Source organism: Verrucosispora sioxanthis (assembly GCF_010560025.1).
Lineage (GTDB): Bacteria > Actinomycetota > Actinomycetes > Mycobacteriales > Micromonosporaceae > Micromonospora > Micromonospora palythoicola.
Genome location: NZ_SAIY01000006.1, coordinates 145,547 through 166,958 on the forward strand (window position 1 = coordinate 145,547; position 21,412 = coordinate 166,958).

A 21,412-nucleotide genomic window follows, 5' to 3' on the forward strand; every position below is an offset into this window, starting at 1 on the left:
GGACGGTCCCGGGGTCGCCGGCTGCTGACTCACTGGCTCCGCTTGGCGCCCCGGGGGAGCTTCGCCGACGGGCTGTCGGTCCGCTTGGCGGCGGTCTGCCGGGTGGTCGACTTCGCCCGGGTGGTCTTCTTCGCGGCAGCCGGCTTGGCCTCCACGATCTCGGCCACCTCGGCCGGGCTCGGCACCTCGGCCGGTGCGGCGTCGGCCTGCTTGACGGCGGCCGGTGCGGTCTCCTCGGCGGGAGCGGCAGGCGCGGCGGCAACGCTGGCCTCGGTCGCCTCGATGTCGGTGTTCACCGTGTCGGCGACCTCCAGCACACCGGTGCCGACGACCCGCTCACCCCGCGCCACCAGCGCCCCGTACGCGGCCAGCGCCCGCTCCTGAGCGGCCTGGGCGCCGGCGACGACGGCGGCCGCGTTACGGGTGGCCAGCTCGCGCAGCCGGTCCAGATCGGCCGCCCCACGCAGCTTGTTCAGATCGGCCGTCTCGCGCAGCTTGTGCAGATCCGCCGCCTCGCGGAGCTTGGCCAGGTCGGCGTGCTCGCGCAGCCGGTTCAGGTCGGCCGCTGGCGCGGCCTTCTGCCGCAGCGACTCGGCCGTCCGGTTGGCGTTGCGCAGCGTGTCGTTGGCCTTCTGGCGCAGCTCGAAACCGGTGACGACGGCCTTGCCGCCGAGTTCGCTGACGACCCGGCCACCGTCGGCGACGGCACGGTCACGCAGCTCACCGACCACGGTGGGCAGTCTGCGCAGCTGCTGCAGGGCCAGTTCACCGGCGCCGGCCGCGGCGTAGATCGGGGCAGGAATGCGGTTGGTCTTCGGCTGGGTCATGACTACTTCTCCTCCTGGACCGCGGTCGCGGTCTTGCGGACCACCTTGCGGGCGGCCTTCCTGGCTGGGGTGCTGTTCGGAGCGGGCGCGGAACCCGCCTCGGTCACGGCGACCGATTCGAGCACCGCCTCGGTCGGGGTGCCCGCCGTGGTGGTGGGCCCGGTCGCGGCCAGATTCGCCACGTCGGGGGCGGTGACGTCAGCCGCGTCGGAGACGCCGGCCGCGCCGCTCGCGACGGAGCCGCCGGCCCGGTCGCCCGTGGTGGGCGCGTCGCCCTCGCCGCTCGCGCCGGTCATCGTCGCGGTCGCCTCGGCCAGCCGCGAGTTCTCCCGGCGGAATGTCTCATATATCTGGGTCAGGGACTGTTTCTGGGCCATCGTCAGGTCCGGGTCGACGGCGATGGCGGCCAGCACGCCCTGGCCCTCCTTGTCGTCGAGCAGACCGGCCCGCAGGTACATCGCCGGAGTGGAGACCCGCAACGCGCTGGCGAGCTGCTGGAGCACCTCGGCGCTGGGCCGGCGCAGGCCTCGTTCGATCTGGCTGAGGTAGGGGTTGCTGACCCCCGCCTGCTCGGCCAGTTGCCGAAGCGAAATCTTCGCATTCCGCCGCAGATCACGAATGAACCCGCCGACGTCGGGAAGGTCCTTGGGAGTGGCCATGACTCAACGCTAGCCCGCCCTGCTAGCAGCTGCAAGCAAAGTGCTAGCCGGAGTTAGCAACGTCTCATCACCCGCTTGCGAACCCCGCACGCCCGGTCGTACCGTCCTGCGGTGACCAAGATCCAGGTAAATGGAGCCCTGCTGGCGTACGACGAGGCCGGCACCGGATCGCCTGTCGTCCTGCTGCACGCTGGTATCGCCGACCGCCGTATGTGGCGGGACCAGATCGCACCGCTCGCGACCCGGCACCGGGTGATCACTGTCGACCTACGCGGTTACGGGGAGTCCGAGTTGCCGCCGAGCGCCTTCGCCCACCACGACGACGTGGTCGGCCTGCTCGACGCCCTCGGGTTGGCCAGCGCGGCCCTGGTCGGCTGCTCCTTCGGCGGGGCGGTGGCGATCGACACCGCGCTCGCCCACCCGCACCGGGTGAGCGCCCTCGCCCTGCTCGGCACCGCGGTGTCCGGTCACGAATGGTCGGAGCAGACGAACGAGCTGTGGGAGAACCTGGTCGGCGACGTCGACCCGGAGGACTTCGCCGCGACGGCCGCGGGTGAGGTGCGGTTCTGGGTGGTCGGTCCGGACCGCGAACCCGCTGACGTCGACCCGGAGTTGGTCGCCTTCGCCACCGAGATGGACGAACGGGCGCTCGCCGCCGAGCTGGCACTCAGCGCCGTGGACGTGGCCGAACTCGACCCGCCGGCCATCGGGCGACTGGCCGAGCTGACCATGCCCGTACTGGTCGCGGCCGGGGCGGCGGACGTGCCTGACATCCGTCACCTGGCCGATCGCATCGCGGCGGAGGCTCGACAGGCGGTGCGCCTACCCGACGTACCGAACGCCGCCCACCTACTCCCCCTCGAACGCCCCACCCAGATCAACACCCCCCTCCTAACCTTCCTCCCCTAAACCACCCCCACCTCTCCGGTTGATCAAGAAGTTTTGGTCGGGAGCGGCGCGAAACCCGACCAAAACGTCTTGATCAACGAGTCGTGGGGATGCGGGTGGGGTGGGTGGTTACCAGAGGGGGCGGGTGGCGCCTACGGGGAGGGCGCCACCGAAGATCGGTATTTCGGCGAACTCCGTGAGGACCGGGGCGTCAACGCCGAGTCGGCGCAGGGCCGAGACCAGGACCGGCATCCGGGCGCGGCCGGCGCCGTCGTCGATCTTCAGCGCGACGGCACCGACGTCGGGCAGCGCCGCGGCGATGACACCCTCCGCGCCGATCTTCGCCAGCAGTCCGGGTACGCCACGCATCAGTCGGGTGTCGTCCGCCTGCGTACCGCCGACCACCTCCGGGTGGGCCCGCATCGCGTCGGCCACCATCCCCGCCCCGGTGTCACCTTCGGCGGCGACCATCCGCAGGAACGCCGTGGCCAGTCCGGTCAACGACGCGGACAGCACCGGAGCGCCGCAGCCGTCGACGCCGACGGCCACCGCCTCCTCGCCGGTGAACTCCTCCACCGTGTCACGCAGCCGGCGCTGCAGCGGGTGGTCGGCACGCCAGTAGCCCTCCATCGGCCAACCGGCGGACCGGCAGGTCAGCAGCATCCCGGCGTGCTTGCCGGAGCAGTTCATCTGGATCCGGCTCGGGCCGCCGCCGGCCCGCAGCACCGCCATCCGCGCGAGATCGCCGACCGGCAGATCCGGCGGGCAGTGCAGGTCGTCCCCGTCGAGACCGGCACCCGCGAGCAGCCCGGCGACCCGGGCCAGGTGGAACTCCTCCCCCGCGTGGCTGGCCGCGACGATGGCCAGGTCGGCGGGTTCGGTAAGCGACAGCCCGGCGCGGAGCATGCCGACCGCCTGCATCGGCTTGTTCGACGAGCGCGGGAAGATCGGCGAGGTGATGTCACCCGCGGCGGCCAGCGGTGCGCCGGTGCTGTCGAGCACCACCACCGAGCCACGGTGCACGCCCTCCACGAAACCGGACCGGACCACCTCGGCGAGCGGCACGCCGCCCTCGTACGTCTTTCCCACGACGTGGACGGTACCGAGGTGTCCGGCCGCGCTCACCCTGGGGTGAGCTGGTACTCCACCTCCGGGGGTAAAGAACGCCGGGCGACCCGCGCCTTACAGGCCGAGCAGCACCCGGGCCTCGGCGGTGTTCAGCGGTGGACGCTGCGCGAGCTGGGCGAAGCCGACCGCCCGCGCCACCAGTTGCATGTTCGACTCCACCGGGCGGCCCTTCGCGTACGTGACCGTGTCCTCCATCCCGACCCTCAGGTGACCGCCGGCCGAGAGCGCGGCGAGCAGCACCGGAAGACTGGTACGGCCGATGCCGGTCGCCGAGAACGTGGTGCCCTCCGGCAGGTCCCGGAGCATCTGCTGAGCCGCCACGAGCGTCGCCGTGGTGCCCGGCATGCCGCCCGGCACCCCCATCACGAAGTCGACGTGGACGTGGCCGCCGTGCGGCAGGCCGTACTTCCCCAACAGGCGCTGCAGGGCACCGAGGTGACCGAGGTCGAAGATCTCGTACTCGGGCACGATGCCCCGCTCCTGCATCCGGGTGTGCAGCTCGACGACGAACTCCCACCGGTTGAGGAAGACCTCGTCACCGAAGTTGACCGTACCCATGGTGCAGGAGGCCATGTCCGGTGCGGCCTCCAGCACCGCGAGCCGGTCGGCCTCGGGGTCGGTGACCGCGCCTCCGGTGGACAGCTGCACGATGAGATCGGTGCTCTCCCGCAGCGCCGCCACGGTCGCGCGGAGCCGGCCCAGGTCCAGGGTCGGCCGGGCCTCGTCGTCCCGGATGTGCACGTGGATCACGGCGGCACCCAGCGCCTCGCACTCCTTGGCGGTGAGCAGCAACTCGTCGAGGGTCACCGGCAGCGCCGGCACCTCGGTCTTCGCCGACTCCGCGCCGGTGGGGGCAACCGTGATCAACGTCCCTGTCGTCATGCCGGCGATCCTAGAGCGCCCCCGGCCACCAGCGGAGTCGGCGTCTACGAGGGGTCGATGGCGGCGGCGCTGTCGCCGACGCGGAGCGCGGCGTCGTCGGGCACCGAGCGCTTGACCACCGCGAGCGCGACCTGGCCCAGTTCGTGATGAAGGACCGCGGTGCCGACGAAGCCGACCGGACGGCCGTCCAGGGTCACCGGGGTGCCGGCGACCGGTAGTTGGTCGGTGGCCACCCCGTCGAGGTGCAGCAGCACCAGCCGGCGCGGTGGGCGGCCCATGTTGTGCACCCGGGCGACCGTCTCCTGACCCCGGTAGCAGCCCTTGTCCAGGTGCACGGCCGGCGCGATCAGGTTCACCTCGGCGGGGATCGTCCGGTGGTCGGTGTCGACGCCGACCCGGGCCTGCCGGGCGGCCACCCGCACCGCCTCGTACGCCCACAGCCCCACCGGGGGCACCCCGTTGTCGCGCAGCCGCGCGACCACCTGGTCCATCGCGGGCCGGGGAACCAGCAGGTCCACGCCGAGCGGACCGCGCCGGGCCCAGCCACCCTGCGGCAGCGGCCGCACGTGGTAGCGGGCGGTCGGGCGGGGTGGCAGCTCACCGGACCGGAACTTCGGGCCGGGCAGTCCCACCACGTCCGGCTCGGCGAGCGGCAGCACATCGAGCAGCGCCACCGCCTCGACGGCCTTCGGCCCGACCAACGACAGCAGTGCGTGCTCGGCAGTGGCGTCCCGGGGGTCGACCTGGCTGAAGAACCGCATCTTCTCCAGGTACGTCAGCAGCCCACCGGTCGCCCCCGGCTCGGTGTCGAGCCAGGTGGTGTCACCGTCCTCGGCCACCATGGCGTGCTGCTCGACATGACCGTGCGGGGAGAGTACGAGCAGTTCGGTGCCCTGCCACGGCCCCAGCTCGGCGAGGTGCTGGGTGGTGAGGGTGTGCAGCCAGGAGATGCGCTCCGCACCCGGCACCGCGACGACTCCCCGGTGCGATCGGTCCACCAGGCCCACCTCGGTGTCCAGTTGGCGCTGCTCGCGCATCGGGTCGCCGTAGTGCGCCGCCACGCCCCGCACCCCGGCTGCGGCGTGCACCGGCTCCGGCTGGTCCCGGCTGGCCTCGTCGATGCTCTCCACGGCCACCGCGCCCGCGATGTCGATCATGTCTGCTCCCCGTTTCCGCACCGCGCGCAGAGGCCGAAGAAGGAGACGTGCCCGATGTCCACCCGGAAGCCCCGCTCCCCGGCCAGTTGGTCGGAGAGCGGACGCATCAGTTCCGGATCCATCTCGTCGATCGCGCCGCACTCGCGGCAGACCAGGTGCACGTGCTGGTCCTCACCGGCGGCGTGGTAGGTCGGCGACCCGTGCGAGAGGTGGGTGTGGGTGACCAGGCCGAGCCGCTCCAGAAGCTCCAGCGTGCGGTAGATGGTGGTGATGTTGACCCCGGCGGCGACCTCGCGTACGGCGGTGTGCACCTGCTCAGGGGTGGCGTGCCCCAGGTCCAGCACCGCTTGGAGGATCAGCTGTCGCTGCGCCGTCAGCCGCAGCCCACGGGCGCGGAGCAGTTCCGCGAGGGAGGATTCGGACACCCCCCGATCATAGTTCGGGCCGGCGCGCACCTCCCGGCGCGACCGGCGTCGCACTATGCTCGGCCCCCGTGGTGACCTCGCGGATCGGCGTGCTGGGTCGCGGGCGGCTGCCGGTCGGGGAGCCGATACTGCGCGGCGACGATCTCGGCGTGCTGCGCGGTGACGGACTCTTCGAGACCATGCACCTCCGCGACGGACGGCCCTGGCTGCGCCAGGAGCACCTGACCCGGCTGCGGGCCGGCGCGGCGGCCGTCGAACTGACCCTCCCGGCGGACGACGCCCTGGTCGAGCTGCTCGACCAGGTGGCCGCCGGTTGGCCCGCGGAGGTGGAGGGCGCGCTTCGGCTGGTCTGCACCCGGGGGCCGGAGAGCGGCGGCCCACCGACGGTGTACGCCACCCTCTCGGAGGTGCCCCCCACAGCCCGGCAGGCCCGGCACGACGGCGTGCGGGTGGCCACCCTCTCCCTGGGCGTGCCCGCCGAGGCCCGCCCGGAACTGGACTGGCTGCCGGCGGGCATCAAGTCCACGTCGTACGGGGCGAGCAGCGCCGCCCGACGCTGGGCCGCCCGGGCCGGCGTGGACGACGTGCTCTGGATCTCCTCCGACGGGTACGCCCTGGAAGGCCCGACCGCCAACCTCGTCTGGCTGGCCGGGGAGACGCTGTGCACGGTGCCCGCCCGACGCACCGGCATCCTGCCCGGCACCACCGTCGCCTGGCTGCTCGCCCGCTGCGCCGACGTCGGCTGCGGGGCCGCCGAACGCATGGTCACCCCGGCGGACCTGCGCGGGTCCGACGGGGTATGGCTCACCTCGTCGGTACGCGGCCTGGTCGCGGTGCACACCCTCGACGCCGAGCCGCTGCCGCTCAGCCCGCTGACCCGCCCGTTGCAGGAACTGCTCGGCTTTCCGCTGCCCTGAGGCCGCGTTCTCGGGTGCGCCGAGCCGAGGCCCCGGCAGGCCCGTTCCGCCAGCGGGCGGATCAGCCCGCGACCCGGATGAGGCGGGCGGACAGATGCGGAGACAGCGGCTGACCGACGGCTGCCATGTCCTGTGCGTAGAGCAGGGCGCCCTCGACGATGCCGAAGAGGCGGTGCCCGGCGGTGACCTCCTTGGCGGTGGAGGTGCGCACCACGGCGTCGGTGACGAACTCCACCTGGGTGCCCTTGCGCCGGCCGAGGTGCAGCTCCATCACCCCGGTCGGGGTGGTCAGCAGAGCCTCCAGCTCGTCGGTGGCCCGGTCACCGGCCAGCACCGGACGCCACCAGCCGACCTCCCGGCCGGCCGGCCGCACCGGCCGGCTCTGCTCGTCGAGGATCCACGCCCGCGACTCGTAGTGCAGGAACGGCCGCCCGTCGTGGCTGATCCGGATCTCCTGGGCGAAGTCGAAGTCCTCGATGGTGGGGAAGCCGCCCCGCCCCCGCCCCCGCCACACGCCGATGTACGGCAGCAGGCCGTCGAGCGCGGGGTGCAGCTTCGGGCCGACCCGCAGGTCGTGACTCTCCTCGAAGGGGTACGCCTCCACCGGTGGCGCGTTCAGCCAGGGCGGCGGCGCCAACGGATTGTCGTCACTCACCGGATCACCACTTGCCTCTCGATATCCGTACCGCCAGGTAGACCAGGCCACCGGCGAGCGCGCCCAGGCCGGCGACCAGCAGGCTGACGAACCCGATCTCGGTGACCATCCGGGTCATCCTATGCTGGCGGTCATGGCCCGCACTCTCGTCGTCAAGGCCACCGCCGGCGCCGACGCACCGGAACGGTGCGCCCAGGCGTTCACCGTGGCGGCCACCGCAGCCGCCGCCGGGGTGTCCGTCTCCCTCTGGCTGACCGGGGAGTCGACCTGGTTCGCGCTGCCCGGCCGGGCGCAGAGCTTCGAACTGCCGCACTCGGCCCCGCTGGCCGAGCTGTTGCACGTGATCCTCGCCACCGGCACGGTGACGGCCTGTACCCAGTGCGCCGCACGCCGGGACATCGACTCCGGCGACGTGATCCCCGGGGTACGGATCGCCGGGGCGGCGGTCTTCGTCGAGGAGACGATGGCCGAGGGCGCGCAGGCGCTCGTCTACTGACTGGCCGGTCAGCGCCCGGGCAGGCTCGCGGGATGCTGCCTGGGAAGGCGACGGAACCCGCCCGACAAGGCGGGCGAATGCCTACGATTCGGGTGTGACCGAGGCCACCCAGCAGTTCTTCGCGACCCTGCCGGCCCGCGCCCCGGAAGTCCTCCGCACTCCGGTCGTGGGAACGCTGCGGATCGACCTGTCCGAGGGACACCGCACCGAACACTGGCTGGTCCGGATGCGGCCCGGCGCGGCAGAGGTCGACCAGGGGGCGGAGCCGGGCGACGCGACCTGGTACTGCGGGGTCGATCTCTTCGACCGGCTGGTCACCGGACGCGCACAGGCGATCTCCGCGGTGCTTCGTAACGAGAGCACCTTTCGCGGCGACGTGGTGCTGTTCCTCGCCTTCCGCCTGTTCTTCCCGTCCGCACCCGGTACCCGCGACCCGCGCGAGGTCGCCCGCGAACACGCCAGGTGGACCCGGTGAAGGAGCTGGTCAGCATCCTCGACGGCAACACGTTCATGGTCAGCGACCGCCGTGGAGACGTCGAGCCCTCGCTGGACTTTCCCACCGGGTTGTTCGCCTTCGACACCCGCTTCCTGTCCACCTGGCTGCTGCTGATCGACGGTGAGCGGCTGCACGCGCTCTCCATCGACGACGCCGTGTCCCACCGGACCCGCTACTTCCTGGTACCCGGCGAGCCGACCCACTTCCTGGACGCGAAGGTTTCGGTGATCAGGAGTCGGGCGATCAGCGGTGACCTGTCCGAGGAACTGACCGTGCTCAACCACTCCGGGCAGGAGATGAGCTTCACCGTCCGGATGGAGATGGCGTCCGACTTCGCGGACATCTTCGAGATCAAGGACACCCAGCGCAAGAAGGGACACAACACCGCCGCACCCGGCGAGAACTCGCTGCGGCTGACCTACCAGCGGGACGCGTTCCACCGCGAGACGACGATCACGAGCAGCGCCGCCGCCCAGGTCGATCGCCGGGGCATGACCTTTCCGATCCGGATCGGGCCGCACGGCGAGTGGACCACCCGGTTGACGGTCAACGTCGTCATCTACGGTGCCCGTGGTCAGGACGTCCGCTCCCTGCTGCCCTTCGCGGGCAGCCGGACGACGCCGGCGATCGAGGTGGAGCACGCAGAGTTCGTCGCTCGGGCACCCAAGCTGGGTTGCGACTGCGAACCGATGGCCGGGGCGTACCGGCGCAGCCTGAACGACCTGGCCGCGCTGCGCTACGAGTCGATCGCGCTCGGCGTCCGGCTGATGGCCGCCGGCCTGCCGTGGTTCATGACGCTGTTCGGCCGGGACAGCATCTTCACCTCGCTTCAGGTGCTGCCGTTCGTGCCGGAGCTGATCCCACCGACGTTGACCATGCTGGCCGGGCTGCAGGGCCACCGGGTGGACGACTTCCGCGACGAGGAGCCGGGCAAGATCCTGCACGAGCTGCGCTACGGCGAGTCGGCCGGCTTCGAGGAGCAGCCGCACTCGCCCTACTACGGCGCGGCCGACTCGACCGCCCTGTTCGTGATCCTGCTCGACGAGTACGAGCGGTGGACCGGCGACGTCGAGTTGGTCAAACGGTTGGAGTTCTCGGTTCGAGCCGCGCTGACCTGGAACGACACCTACGGCGACCTGCTCGGCACCGGATACGTCTGGTACCAGACCCGCAGCCCTCAGGTCGGCCTGGAGAACCAGTGCTGGAAGGACTCCTGGGACGCGATCTGCTACTCCGACGGTCGGCTACCGAGCTTTCCGCGGGCGACTTGTGAGTTGCAGGGCTACGCCTACGACGCGAAGCTGCGCGGTGCCCGGCTGGCCCGCCTGTGCTGGAACGACCCGGTCTACGCCGACCGGCTGGAACGCGAGGCCGCCGAGTTGAAGGAACGCTTCAACCGGGACTTCTGGCTGCCCGACAAGGAGTACTACGCGCTGGCCCTGGACTCCGACGGCAGCCCGGTCGACGCGCTCACGTCCAACATCGGGCACCTGCTGTGGAGCGGCATCGTCGACGAGTCCCGGGCGCAGCGGGTCGCCGAGCACCTGCTCGGTCCCCGGCTCTTCTCCGGCTGGGGCGTCCGTACCCTCGCCGACGACCAGGGCCGATACAACCCGATCGGCTACCACGTCGGCACCGTCTGGCCGTTCGACAACTCGATCATCGCCTGGGGACTGTGGAAGTACGGTCTCCGGGAGGAGGCGGGACGGATCTGCGAGTCGATGTTCGCGGCGTCCCGCTACTTCTTCGGCCGGCTGCCGGAGGCCTTCGCCGGCTACGAACGTGACCTGACCGACTACCCGGTGGAGTACCCCACCGCGTGCAGCCCGCAGGCCTGGTCGGCGGGCACCCCGCTGCTGCTGCTACGGGTGATGCTCGGCCTCGAACCCCAGGGCGAGCACCTCATCATCGACCCGTACGTGCCGGCCGGCATGGGCCGGGTGGAACTGCTGGACATCCCCGGCCGATGGGGCCGGGTCGACGCGCTGGGCCGCAGTCGCGACCAGGGGCCGGCCCGACCTGACTGACCGGCAGCGACGGGTCGCCGCTCAGCCGGCGCAACCCGTCGTCGCGGAGACCACGACCCGGTCCGGCTGGAGATCGGCGAGCACCGCGACACCGTCGCGCCGGTAGGCGTACACCTCGGGGTTTCCACCACCGGCGTGCCGCCGGCCAGCGGCGCGAGCGCGGCCTGTGGCGCCGCGGCCACCGGCTCGACGACGGTCCGGACGGTACGGGCCGTCGCGCCACCGGGGCACGGGGCGCTCGTCACCGAGTCGGGGGCACCGGCCCGGCCGTTAAGCGCCCGCACCGCCTCGGCCAGTGCGTCGGCCTCCGGGCCGGCCGGGCGGACCCCGCGCTGTCGTAGTCGTCACCCACCGGCCGGCACCCGGTGTCGACGGTGAACCTGATCCGGCCGTCGGTCGCCGGCCGCCCGGTCACGGTGACGAACTCGCCCGCGTCGCCGCGTAGGCGCGGACCCTCCGGGGTGAGCCGGACACCGGCCCGCCACCGCCCGGGCAGCCGCTCGGCGATCTGCTCCAGCAGGGCCCGCTCCTCGCCCACCGGCGCGGCCAGGTCGACCGCGCGGATCAGCGTCGCACCGTCCGCGAACGGGCTGATCCGGCAGCCCCGGTCGACCTCGGGTGGGCTCAGCGCCGGCACACCGCCGCCGGCCGCCGCGACGAGTTCACCTATCGCGCCGTCGACCACCGGCCCGGCCTGCGACAGGGTGCGCTGCTCACGGACGGTCGGCGGATCCTCGGCCGAGGACATCCAGGTGAGGCCGGCCAGCAGCACCGCCCAGAGCGCCGTCGCCGCGATCAGCCAGCGCGGCAACCGGGAGCCGGCGGCAGGTGGTCGGGGACCGGTCGGCGAAGGGTACTCGGCATGGACGGCGCTGCTCACCCGGTCATCGTGTCACGCCTGGTACGCCCGTCCGTTGGGACGCCCGTCGCCGGCCTCCGGCGGCATGCTCAACCGGTAGCCGACGCCGCGTACGGTCTGCACCTGCGGCCCGTCGGACAGCGCCCGCAGCTTGCGGCGCAGCCGCTTCACCGCTGAGTGCAGAATCGCGGTGTCGCCGAGGTAGGCGCCGCCCCAGACGGAGGCGAACAGCCGTTCGTAGCTCCACAACGTGATCGGCCGGCTCACCAGCCGGGCCAACAGTTCCCGCTCGGTGCGGGTCAGCCCCAGCGGTGCACCACGCCAGGTGACCAGGTGCCCGGCCCGGTCGACCACCAGGTCTCCCCAGGTCGCCGGCCGTTCCGGGGGGCGCTCGGCAGGCTCGTCGCCCGACCCGCCGGACTCCGTCGGTGGCGTGGGGAACACCGCCCGCAGTTGGGCGAGGTCCGCACAGATCACCACCGGCCCGACACCCTCCAGCCGCTGCACCACCCGCTGCCGCACGGTGGCATCGGAGCTGACGCAGACCAGGATCGGAAATTCTGTACCGGACACGAAGCCTCCCCCAGGGCACCCCGAGACCTGCGACTCCCACCGATCGCCAGTGACGGTCACCGATGGCACCTGGTTTCAGGCTAACGGTCAGGATCGCGCCTCGTCACTGACCGAGTACTGACCGACGCCTTCCATTGATCACCGACGGTCGGGGCAAGAGCATGACTTTCAGCGGGCGGAGGCACCACCACCGGCCACCCACATCGCCCCGGCCGCTCCGCGCCGCCGCGTCGCGGCGCGCGGGTGTGCGGGCCCGAACGGATCGGGACCGACGACGTGGGGAGGAACCTTGTTCACACGACCATCCACCCGGTCGCCACGCTGGCGGGCGGTGGCGGTGCTGACCGCCGCCGTGCTGGGCGTCACCGGTCAACCGGCGCTCGCCGCGCCGGCCCAACCGACGGCGCCGCACCGGGCCGCCGTCGACCCGGCGCTGCTCGACCAGCTCGGCACCACGTCGACCGCACCGTTCCTGGTCTATCTGGCCGACACCGCGCCGTTGGCGCAGGCCGCCCGGTTGCCTGACCCCGACGCCCGGGCCGGTGAGGTGCACCGCTTGCTCACCACCACGGCCAGCCGTACCCAACGCGACCTGCGGACGCTCCTCGACGAGCGCAAGGTGCCGCACACCGCGTACTGGATCGCCAACGCGGTGCGGGTCGAGGGCGACAAGGAACTGCTCGACGAGATCGCCCGCCGGCCCGAGGTGGCCCGGATCGAGCCGAGTCGCAGCTACCCCCTGATCCGGCCCACCGAGACCGAGGCCGCTCGGGCGCGCACCGCCGCGGTCGAATGGGGCCTCACCAACATCGGCGCACCTCGGGTGTGGGACGAGTTCGGTACCCGCGGCGAGGGCATCGTGGTGGCCAACATCGACAGTGGCGTGCGCTACGACCACGCCGCGCTCGTCGCCTCCTACCGGGGCAACCTCGGCGGCGGCAGCTTCGAGCACGCGTACAACTGGTTCGACCCGGCCGGCGTGTGCACCGGCACCGCGCCCTGCGACAACAACGATCACGGCACGCACACCATGGGCACCATGGTCGGCGACGACGGTGCGGGCAACCAGATCGGCGTCGCACCCGGTGCGAAGTGGATCGCCGCCAAGGGCTGCGAGTCGAACAACTGCTCCGACGCCTCGCTGCTGGCCGCCGGTCAGTGGGTGCTCGCCCCCACCGACGCCAACGGCCAGAACCCCCGGCCCGATCTGCGGCCCGACATCGTCAACAACTCCTGGGGCGGCGACGGTGGCGACCCCTGGTACCAGCAGACCGTGGCCGCCTGGCGGGCCGCCGGGATGTTCCCCGTCTTCTCCTCCGGCAACGACGGACCGGCCTGCGGCAGCGCCGGCTCACCCGGCGACTACACCGACGCGTACGCCGTCGGCGCGTACGACGTGAACAACGTCATCGCCGGGTTCTCCGGGCGCGGCTCCGGCACCGACCCGCTGAAGCCGAACATCGCCGCGCCCGGCAGCAACGTCCGATCCAGCGTCCGCAACGGCGGATACGCCTCGTTCAACGGCACGTCGATGGCCGCGCCGCACGTCTCCGGGACGGTGGCACTGCTCTGGGCGGCGGCACCGGGCCTGCGCGGGGACCTCGCCGCGACCGAGGAGTTGCTGGACCGTACGGCCCGCGACGTCGATGCCACCACCTGCGGCGGCACTCCGGCGGACAACAACGTCTTCGGTGAGGGGCGGCTCGACGCGTACGCGGCGGTGCGGGACGCACCACGCGGACCGGTGGGCCGGGTCACCGGCGTGGTCACCGACTCCGGCGACGACGACCCGCTGTCCGGCGCGACGGTGACCGACGGCACCCGCAGCACCACCACCGACGCCGACGGGCGCTACGCGCTCACCCTGCCCGCCGGCGAGACCACGCTCACCGCAAGCGCCTACGGCTACGCCGACCAGTCGGCGACCGTGACGGTGCCCGACGGTGGCACCGTCGACCAGGACTTCGCCCTGCTGGCCACGCCGGCTGTGACGGTGAGCGGAAAGGTCACCGACGGTTCCGGTCACGGCTGGCCGTTGTACGCCAAGATCGAGGTGGCGGGTCGGCCCGGCGATCCGGTCTTCACCGACCCGGTCACCGGCCGCTACTCCGTCACCCTGCCCGGCAACACCGCGTACCGGTTCACCGTGACCGCCCAGTACCCGGGCTACCACACCGTCACCCGCGAGGTGGCCGTGGGCGACGACGCCACCAAGGTCAACGTGGCGGTGCCCGTGGACGCCGCCTGCACCGCCGCCGGCTACACGGCACAGTTCGGCACGCCGCTGCTCACCGAGAGCTTCGACACGACGAGCGCCCCGCCCGGCTGGCGGGTGGAGAACCGCACCGCCTCCGGTGGCTGGGTCTTCGACGATCCCCGTTCCCGGGGCAACCTCACCGGTGGCACCGGCGGCTTCGCCATCATCGACAGTGACGCCCTCGGTTCCGGCAACACGCAGGACACCGACCTGATCGCCCCACCGATCGACCTGTCCACGACCGCCGCACCGGTGCTGCGGTTCCGCAGCGACTGGCGCGCCGTCGGCATCAGCGACACCGCCGACATCGACGTCTCCACCGACGGCGGCGAGACCTGGACCAACGTCTGGCACCAGACCGCCAGCCGCCGTGGTCCCCGGGTCGAGGAGGTACCACTCGACCCGGCCGCGAACGCCGCTTCCGCACTTGTCCGCTTCCGCTTCAAGGGCACCTTCGCCTGGTGGTGGCAGGTCGACGACGTGGCGGTGGTCAACCGTGAGTGTTCGCCCGTGCCCGGTGGGCTGGTGGTCGGCACCACCACCGACCGCAACACCGGTGACCCGCTCAACGGCGTGACGGTGACCAGCGACCACCGTCCCGAGGAGCGGGCGGTCTCGGCGGCCACGCCCGAGGATCCGGCCGAGCCGGACGGCTTCTACTGGCTGTTCTCCGGGCTCACCGGCACCCATCCGTTCACCGCCGAGCGCACCCCGTACGCACCGGTCACCAAGGAGGTGACGGTCACCGCCGACCGGGTGAAGCGGGCCAACTTCGCCCTCGCCGCCGGCCGGCTGACGGTCAGCCCGACGTCGATCGAGTCACATCAGCCGTACGGCAGCACCCGCACCACCCGGGTGACGGTCAGCAACACCGGCACCGCGCCGGCCACCGTGGACCTGCTGGAGCGCGCCGGCCAGTTCGACCTGCTCCGGCGCGCCGGCGCGCCACTGCGGGAGCAGAAGGTGAAGGGGATCAGCAAGGCTCGCACCGGCACCGCGTACGGCGGGGCGGCACCGCAGGCCGCTGTCGCCGAGGACGAGGCGTGGAGCGAGATCGCCAAGCTGCCGGCGGCGATCTTCGACAACGCCGCCGCCTGGCTGGAGGGGAAGATCTACTCGGTCGGCGGTGGCGGTGGCACCGGCACCGAGCGCAAGGCCTGGGTGTACGACCCGGGGTCCGGTGCCTGGACCGCGCTGCCCGACCTGCCGACGGTGCGCTCCAAGCCCGCCGCGGTGGCGGTCGACGGCAAGCTCTACGTGATCGGCGGTTGGGGCGCGGACGACGCCACCGTGGCCACGGTCGACGTCTTCGACCCGGCCGCCGGAACGTGGAGCACCCTGCCGGGAGTGACCAACCCGGCACCGGTCGCGGCGGCCGGCTCGGCCGTGGTCGGCGGGAAGGTGTACCTGGTGGGCGGCTGCGCCGACGCCACCTGCACCGACAGCGACGGACTCGTGGTGTTCGACCCGGCGGCGGGCTCGTTCAGCACCGGTGCCGCCTACCCGCACCCGGTGTCCTGGCTGGCCTGCGGCGGCATCGGCGCCTCGGTCTACTGCGCCGGTGGTACGGGCAGCACCGAGTACACCGACGCCTACCGGTACGACCCCGCTGCCGACAGTTGGAGTCCGCTGCCGGACCTGCCGCTGGACCTGTGGGGTTCCCAGTACGCGGCCGCCGGCGGGCTGCTGGTGATGGCCGGCGGGGTGACCGACGGCTCGACGGCGGTCACCAACCGCACCGTCGGCTTCGACCCGGTCGCCGGAGCCTGGCGGGACCTGCCCAACGTCCGGTTCAGCCGGTACCGAGGGGCCGCCGCCTGCGGCGCGTACAAGATCGGTGGTTCACCCACGTCCTTCGTGGGCAGCGCGGACAGTGAGCGGCTCGGTGGCCTGGAACTCTGCGCAGCCGAGGCGGACCTGCCCTGGCTGGAAACGTCCCCGACCACCTTCACCCTCGCACCGGGCGAGTCGAGGACGGTGACCGTCACCCTGACCGCCACCGAGGCGGCGGGCGTCGCTCAACCCGGCCGGTACGCGGGCGAGGTCGCCATCGCCTCGGACAGCCCGTACCCGGTGACCCCGGTCGCGGTGGAGATGAACGTGTCGCCGCCGGCCAGCTGGGGCAAGATCCGGGGCACCGTCACCGGCACCACCTGCGGCGGAGTCACGGTCGGTATCCCGGCGACGGTACGGGTGAACCTGATCTCGGGCGGTACCGGAACGACCCTCACGGCCGGCGCCGACGGCCGCTACGCCTGGTGGCTGCCGAAGGGCCGCTACGAGGTGATCGTGGCCAAGGACGGCTGGGTGCCGCAGGTGCAGCGCCATCGCGTCGAGGCGGGCATCGTCGGCACGCTCGACTTCGCCCTGGAACCCGCCTCCACCTGCACCAGAGCCACCGGCATCTGACCCGACCAACACGGCGGGGCGCCGGCCCTCACGGGCCGGCGCCCCACCAACACCCCGCCCACGACTCCCGGCAGTTTCCGGGATACTGCTGCATCCGGCGGTCGTCGAGGCAGCAACATCAGCGAAGTTGCTGCGGCGGCACGGCGGGGCGATGCGTAGGGCGCGGGTGAAGGCGGCGGGTGGCCCGCATTCCTCCTGGGAGGGATGCAGGCCACCCGCCGTCTGCAGTGGGGGTCAGTCGGTGACGGTTACCGTCACCTCGTTGATGCCGCGGCCAGCGGTCACGGTGGTGTCTCCGTTGCCCTGGCGGGACAGTGCGCGCAGGGTCCAGGCGCCCGGCGCGGCGAAGAACCGGAACTGACCGGCCGGCGAGGTCACCACCTCGGCGGTGAACTCACCGGTCGAGTCGAGCAGCCGGACGTACGCGCCGGCCACCGCCTCGCCCTCCCCGGAGCGGACGACACCGGTGATGACGGTCTCCCGCTCCAGGTCGAGGCCGGCGGGCAGCGGGGCCGCCTGGTCGGGGGCCGCGCAACCGGCGGCGGTGCTTGCTGCGGTGGGTGCGGTCATCTCAGGCCTCCCCCGGCTCGTCGCCGAGCGCCACCGGCACCCCGACCAGCGAGCCGTACTCGGTCCACGATCCGTCGTAGTTCTTCACGTTGCGGTGGCCCAGCAGCTCCTGGAGCACGAACCAGGTGTGCGAGGAGCGCTCGCCGATGCGGCAGTAGGCGATGGTCTCCTTGCTGTCGTCCAGCCCGGCCTCGCCGTAGATCCTGCGCAGCTCGTCGTCCGACTTGAAGGTGCCGTCTTCGTTGGCCGCCTTCGACCACGGCACGCTGATCGCGGTCGGGATGTGGCCGCCGCGCTGCGCCTGCTCCTGCGGCAGGTGAGCGGGGGCGAGCAGGCGGCCGGCGTACTCGTCGGGGCTGCGTACGTCGACCAGGTTCTTGGTGCCGATCGCGTCGACGACCTCGTCCCGGAAGGCCCGGATGCTGGTGTCCGGCTCGCCGGCGACGTACTGCGTCGCCGGGCGGGTCACGGTGTCGGTGACCAGCGGACGCGCGTCCAGCTCCCACTTCTTGCGACCGCCGTCGAGCAGCTTGACGTCGCGGTGGCCGTAGAGCTTGAAGTACCAGTAGGCGTACGCGGCGAACCAGTTGTTGTTGCCGCCGTAGAGCACGACCACGTCGTCGTTGCTGATGCCCCGCTCGGACAGCAGCGCCTCGAACTGGGTCTTGTTGACGAAGTCCCGGCGGACCGGGTCCTGGAGGTCGGTCTTCCAGTCCAGCTTGATGGCGCCGGCGATGTGGCCGGAGTCGTAGGCCGAGGTGTCCTCGTCGACCTCGACGAAGACGACGCCCGGGGCGTCGAGGTTCTTCTCGGCCCACTCGGCCGAGACGAGTGCGGTGTCGCGACTCATCGAATCACTCCCTGGTGAGGATGGATGGTGAGCCAGCGCGCGGAGGTTGTCGGATGTGATGGTGTCGCACCACGCGCGGGACCCATAGCTCGGAACGGATCACGGGTTCGTGCGACGGCGCCGCTGCCGGGCGTCCGGTGGGGTGCACCGGGAACTAGGTACGCATGCCCCGAGTGCCTTGGCCGCTAGGCGGCCCGAGACAGCCCCGCCGTCAGATGACGGGGCGACACAGGCAGGTGGCCACGCGGCACAGGTCGACCGCGCGCCGTTTGGTGAGGAGCGTCCCCATGAGCAGGGAGCCTACCAGCGATCCCAGAATTCTCTATCGGACCGACCAGCATCCGGGACGCCGGGCCGCTGGTCAGCCGGCCGAGTTGATCGGCACGTCCCGTGCGTCGGCGGTCACCGTCAGCCCCTGCGGCTGCGGTCGGACCTCGCGGACGGTGAGCTGGAACGGCAACTCCGGCAGGGGCACGTCGACCGAGATGCTGCGGGCGAAGTTGCTCACCAGGGCGCGGGCCAACGGCACGTCCGGCAGCCCTTCGGCGTCCAGGTCGTCGAACTTCAGGGACACCTGCCCCTGCTCACCGACGATGATGTCGGCGGTGCCGGTGACGGTCAGTCGTTGGCCGAGGACGTCCACCGGGGCGGTGACGGCGAGTTGCCCGTCCCGTTCACCGAGGGTCAGCCCTTCCCGGTCGAGCAGGGCGGACAGGCTCTGGTAGCTGATGGTGCCGGTGCCGTTCACCGTCTCCGCCACGACCTCACCCTGCCCGGTGCGCAGGGTGTCCAGCGAGGCCCGTACGTTTCGAGCGTCCACGTCCAGACTGGGCAGCGCGACCGCGTCGCCCTGCACCGAGGCCCGCACGTCCCGCAGCTTGATCGAGATGCGTTCGTAGCGGCCGTCGAGCACCTGGGTGAGGAACGGGAAACCACCCACCTCGACCTCGGGTGGCGAGGACTGGGCGTTCTGCTCGGCGACCTGCTGGCGCACCTCGTCGGCGATGGTGCGCTCGGCCACGGACGCCGCCACCCGGTCGGCGATGGCGATCAGTCCGGCGAGCACGATCAACAGGACGACGAACCCGATCAACACCTTGCGCCCACGTCGCCGCGGTCGCCGTTCGTACGCCTGCGTCTGCTCCACGCCGCCTCCTGTTTCGTCGTACCTCGATGCCGCCAGCGGTGGACCGGTGGTACCCGTGGTCCGGATTTCTCAATCGCGCCGGGCCGGATCGCGCCGCCCCGGGCTGTCAGAGCAGCAACCGGCACATCAGGTACGCGGCCGGCGCCGCCATCGCGAAACCACCGAGTGGGCCCTGCACGTGCCGTGCAGCCCAGGTCGGCGGCATCTCGCCGGCCATCAGCCGCCCCGCCTCCGCATAGCTGACGGCGAGATCGGCCAGCACGGCGACAACGGCCGCCGCCAGGCCGATGATCGCGGCCCGGGTGGGGGTGAACGGGGTGACCAGGTAGCCACCGAGCAGCGCGCTGATGAGCGTGCCGACCATCGCGCCGCCGACCACCCCCGCCGCTCCCCTGGGCACCTGGGGCGCCAGTCGTGGCCAGGCAGCGACGGCGTCGGTCACCCGGGCGACGACGAGCGCCACCCCGGCCGCGGTCAGGCAGACGGTGATCGCCTGGGTGCCGGCCGGGATCCGGCTGAGCACGATGAGCGTGGCGAAGGCGACGACTCCGAAAACGCTGGTGGCGGTGCTCCGCAGCGAGTCGGTCACCCGGACCCGGTCCACCCGTCGGACCAGTTGCCCGAGCACCGCCGCGAGCACCCCACCCACCGCGACGTAGAGCAGTGGCGCCAACCGGGCCTCGGCCGACCGTACGGCCACCACGTCGGCCGCCACCGCGGTGACCGCGCCCACCCCGAGGACGACCGCCAGCGCCGGTGGCCGGGTGACCATGGTCCAGGCGAGCAGGAACAACGCCTGCACGGCGAGCACCACGATGGTGAACGGCAGCCGGTGCCCGGGACTGGAGGTCTGCGCCGCGACCACCAGGCCGAGGCCGAGCAGCGCGGCGAAACCACCGATGGCGAGCGAGATCTGCCGGCGTACCTCGACCGGCGGTTCCGCCTCCTCCTCGTCGTCGGCGTCGGTCTCGTCGTCAGGGCGGCGAGCCGAACCGCCGCGGCGCAGGCGGCGCGGGCCACGCGAACGCGGTTCGTCGACCTCAACCGCCGGACCGGTACGCGGCGCCGAGCCTCCCGGGGCGGAGGGGTCCTCGGCCCACGGGTCACGGCCGGGCTCGGGCGAGTTGGCGGGAAACACCCACCGATCGTGCCAGACCAACCTCACATCGCGGGTGCCAGCGTTTCCACGACGTTAAAACCTGCGCCGCGATCAGGGGCAGATAGGGCAAAGAGGAAACCGCGCCAAGGTCGTACGCGAGCAATCGGTTACGCTCAACGGCGAAACCCGCCCGTCAGCGACGCCGGGACCCACGGAAGTTCCCAGCGCCACACCCCGCAGGAGTGCCGCTGGTCGCGCGCGGCCCGCAACGGGCCGCCGGGACGGAGGTGATCGTGGAGATCCTGCTGTTGGTGACCGCACGGGCAGGCGAACCATCCGCAGTGCTACCGGCACTGGACCTGCTGCCGCACTCGGTTCGCACCGCACCCCGCGACGTCCGCACCCTGGTCGCCGGCCCGAGCCCGGACGCCGTGCTGGTCGACGCCCGCTCCGAACTGAGCGAGGCCCGGGCCACCTGCCGGATGCTGCACGCCACCGGGCTCGGCGTGCCGCTGGTCGCGGTGGTCACCGAGGCCGGCCTGATCGCACTGAACGCCGACTGGGGCGTCGACGACGTCATCCTCGCCTCCGCCGGCCCGGCCGAGGTGGAGGCCCGGCTGCGGCTCGCGGTCGGCAGGCTGAGCAACGCGACCGCCGGCGCCGGCGGCTCCATCCGGGCCGGCGAGCTGATGATCGATCCGGACACCTACGCGGCGAAGCTCAAGGGTCGCCCGCTCGACCTCACCTACAAGGAGTTCGAGCTGCTGAAGTTCCTCGCCCAGCACCCGGGTCGGGTGTTCACCCGCGACCAACTGCTGCGCGAGGTGTGGGGTTACGACTACTTCGGCGGCACCCGGACGGTCGACGTGCACGTGCGTCGCCTGCGCGCCAAGCTCGGCTCCGAGTACGAGTCGATGATCGGCACCGTCCGGCAGGTGGGCTACAAGTTCGTGGTGCCGTCGTCGCGGAACCTGCCGGAGACCACCGAACACACGCCGCTGCCGATGCGGGCCCTCACCATCGAAGGGTAAAATTTCCTGTATGCCCCTTTTGGTCGACTCGCGAGTCATATGGTGACTGCCAGTTGACCA

At 72.1% G+C, this 21,412-nt stretch carries 21 protein-coding genes and 1 pseudogene; 7 read left to right on the forward strand and 15 right to left on the reverse strand.

Features of this window, described 5'->3' with window-relative positions; genetic code table 11:
- Nucleotides 1-29 precede the first annotated feature (29 nt).
- Both ENC19_RS19160 and ENC19_RS19165 read right to left on the reverse strand, forming a co-directional pair.
- Nucleotides 30-827 (reverse strand): hypothetical protein, encoded by a 798-nt coding sequence (locus ENC19_RS19160; RefSeq protein ID WP_164448511.1) that lies wholly within the window; start codon nucleotides 825-827, stop codon nucleotides 30-32.
- 2 nt (nucleotides 828-829) lie between these two features.
- Nucleotides 830-1,486, reverse strand: a complete 657-nt coding sequence (locus ENC19_RS19165; RefSeq protein WP_164448512.1) for a helix-turn-helix domain-containing protein — start codon at nucleotides 1,484-1,486, stop codon at nucleotides 830-832.
- Between the two features lie 111 nt (nucleotides 1,487-1,597).
- On the opposite strand from ENC19_RS19165, the gene ENC19_RS19170 reads away from it, so the two are divergent.
- Nucleotides 1,598-2,395, forward strand: a complete 798-nt coding sequence (locus tag ENC19_RS19170) for an alpha/beta fold hydrolase (RefSeq protein WP_164448513.1) — start codon at nucleotides 1,598-1,600, stop codon at nucleotides 2,393-2,395.
- A gap of 108 nt (nucleotides 2,396-2,503) precedes the next feature.
- Here ENC19_RS19170 and ENC19_RS19175 read toward each other — a convergent pair whose 3' ends face one another.
- The 4 genes from ENC19_RS19175 to ENC19_RS19190 form a co-directional block, all read right to left on the reverse strand.
- A complete protein-coding gene (locus ENC19_RS19175) occupies nucleotides 2,504-3,463 on the reverse strand; it encodes an asparaginase (protein WP_164448514.1) in 960 nt (319 codons plus the stop codon).
- A gap of 93 nt (nucleotides 3,464-3,556) precedes the next feature.
- A complete protein-coding gene (locus tag ENC19_RS19180; RefSeq protein ID WP_164448515.1) occupies nucleotides 3,557-4,384 on the reverse strand; it encodes a BKACE family enzyme in 828 nt (275 codons plus the stop codon).
- A 44-nt stretch (nucleotides 4,385-4,428) separates the two neighbouring features.
- Nucleotides 4,429-5,541 carry a CAF17-like 4Fe-4S cluster assembly/insertion protein YgfZ gene (ygfZ, locus tag ENC19_RS19185; protein WP_164448516.1) on the reverse strand — a complete coding sequence of 371 codons (1,113 nt, stop codon included), beginning with the start codon at nucleotides 5,539-5,541 and terminating at the stop codon, nucleotides 4,429-4,431.
- Nucleotides 5,538-5,966: a Fur family transcriptional regulator gene (locus tag ENC19_RS19190; RefSeq protein ID WP_164448517.1), complete on the reverse strand. Its 429-nt coding sequence runs from the start codon at nucleotides 5,964-5,966 to the stop codon at nucleotides 5,538-5,540. Before ENC19_RS19190 ends, ygfZ begins: the two co-directional genes overlap by 4 nt.
- A 68-nt stretch (nucleotides 5,967-6,034) precedes the next feature.
- Between ENC19_RS19190 and ENC19_RS19195 the strand changes: the two genes are divergently transcribed.
- A complete protein-coding gene (locus ENC19_RS19195; RefSeq protein ID WP_164448518.1) occupies nucleotides 6,035-6,883 on the forward strand; it encodes an aminotransferase class IV in 849 nt (282 codons plus the stop codon).
- A 61-nt stretch (nucleotides 6,884-6,944) separates the two neighbouring features.
- On the opposite strand, the gene ENC19_RS19200 is transcribed toward ENC19_RS19195, so the two are convergent.
- Entirely contained in the window at nucleotides 6,945-7,538 is a 594-nt protein-coding gene (locus ENC19_RS19200; RefSeq protein ID WP_164448519.1) for an FABP family protein, read from the reverse strand.
- Nucleotides 7,539-7,542: 4 nt separating this feature from the next.
- Nucleotides 7,543-7,647, reverse strand: coding sequence for a small membrane protein MtfM (gene mtfM / locus ENC19_RS31060; RefSeq protein WP_046570768.1), 105 nt, complete (start codon nucleotides 7,645-7,647; stop codon nucleotides 7,543-7,545).
- A 12-nt stretch (nucleotides 7,648-7,659) separates the two neighbouring features.
- Here mtfM and ENC19_RS19205 point away from each other — a divergent pair, with 12 nt between their 5' ends.
- The 3 genes from ENC19_RS19205 (at nucleotide 7,660) to ENC19_RS19215 (ending at nucleotide 10,557) form a co-directional block, all read left to right on the forward strand.
- Nucleotides 7,660-8,034 carry a DsrE family protein gene (locus ENC19_RS19205; protein WP_164448520.1) on the forward strand — a complete coding sequence of 125 codons (375 nt, stop codon included), beginning with the start codon at nucleotides 7,660-7,662 and terminating at the stop codon, nucleotides 8,032-8,034.
- A gap of 94 nt (nucleotides 8,035-8,128) precedes the next feature.
- Nucleotides 8,129-8,509, forward strand: a complete 381-nt coding sequence (locus ENC19_RS19210; protein ID WP_164448521.1) for an SCP2 sterol-binding domain-containing protein — start codon at nucleotides 8,129-8,131, stop codon at nucleotides 8,507-8,509.
- Nucleotides 8,506-10,557 (forward strand): amylo-alpha-1,6-glucosidase, encoded by a 2,052-nt coding sequence (locus tag ENC19_RS19215; RefSeq protein ID WP_164448522.1) that lies wholly within the window; start codon nucleotides 8,506-8,508, stop codon nucleotides 10,555-10,557. Before ENC19_RS19210 ends, ENC19_RS19215 begins: the two co-directional genes overlap by 4 nt.
- Before the next feature lie 21 nt (nucleotides 10,558-10,578).
- Here ENC19_RS19215 and ENC19_RS19220 read toward each other — a convergent pair.
- Both ENC19_RS19220 and ENC19_RS19225 read right to left on the reverse strand, forming a co-directional pair.
- A pseudogene (locus ENC19_RS19220) lies at nucleotides 10,579-11,437 on the reverse strand (hypothetical protein).
- 12 nt (nucleotides 11,438-11,449) lie between these two features.
- Entirely contained in the window at nucleotides 11,450-11,989 is a 540-nt protein-coding gene (locus tag ENC19_RS19225; protein ID WP_164448523.1) for a winged helix-turn-helix domain-containing protein, read from the reverse strand.
- Between the two features lie 289 nt (nucleotides 11,990-12,278).
- Between ENC19_RS19225 and ENC19_RS19230 the strand changes: the two genes are divergently transcribed.
- Nucleotides 12,279-16,655 carry a S8 family serine peptidase gene (locus ENC19_RS19230; RefSeq protein ID WP_164448524.1) on the forward strand — a complete coding sequence of 1,459 codons (4,377 nt, stop codon included), beginning with the start codon at nucleotides 12,279-12,281 and terminating at the stop codon, nucleotides 16,653-16,655.
- A gap of 234 nt (nucleotides 16,656-16,889) precedes the next feature.
- Here the strand turns inward: ENC19_RS19230 and ENC19_RS19235 are convergent, their stop codons facing one another.
- The 5 genes from ENC19_RS19235 to ENC19_RS19250 all read right to left on the reverse strand — a co-directional run bounded on the left by ENC19_RS19235 (nucleotide 16,890) and on the right by ENC19_RS19250 (nucleotide 20,360).
- Entirely contained in the window at nucleotides 16,890-17,225 is a 336-nt protein-coding gene (locus ENC19_RS19235) for a DUF1416 domain-containing protein (protein ID WP_164448525.1), read from the reverse strand.
- 1 nt (nucleotide 17,226) lies between these two features.
- The gene (locus ENC19_RS19240; RefSeq protein WP_164448526.1) at nucleotides 17,227-18,075 is read right to left on the reverse strand and encodes a sulfurtransferase; all 849 of its coding nucleotides are present in this window, start codon (nucleotides 18,073-18,075) and stop codon (nucleotides 17,227-17,229) included.
- Nucleotides 18,076-18,286: 211 nt separating this feature from the next.
- On the reverse strand, nucleotides 18,287-18,364 hold the full coding sequence (locus tag ENC19_RS31485) for an Ms5788A family Cys-rich leader peptide (RefSeq protein WP_311202345.1): 78 nt from the start codon (nucleotides 18,362-18,364) through the stop codon (nucleotides 18,287-18,289).
- Between the two features lie 72 nt (nucleotides 18,365-18,436).
- Entirely contained in the window at nucleotides 18,437-19,222 is a 786-nt protein-coding gene (locus ENC19_RS19245; protein ID WP_164448527.1) for an LmeA family phospholipid-binding protein, read from the reverse strand.
- A 106-nt stretch (nucleotides 19,223-19,328) separates the two neighbouring features.
- Complete coding sequence (locus ENC19_RS19250; protein WP_164448528.1) at nucleotides 19,329-20,360, reverse strand: hypothetical protein; 1,032 nt, start codon at nucleotides 20,358-20,360, stop codon at nucleotides 19,329-19,331.
- 248 nt (nucleotides 20,361-20,608) lie between these two features.
- Between ENC19_RS19250 and ENC19_RS19255 the strand changes: the two genes are divergently transcribed.
- Nucleotides 20,609-21,352 carry a winged helix-turn-helix transcriptional regulator gene (locus ENC19_RS19255; RefSeq protein ID WP_281604656.1) on the forward strand — a complete coding sequence of 248 codons (744 nt, stop codon included), beginning with the start codon at nucleotides 20,609-20,611 and terminating at the stop codon, nucleotides 21,350-21,352.
- The last annotated feature ends 60 nt before the right edge of the window (nucleotides 21,353-21,412 follow it).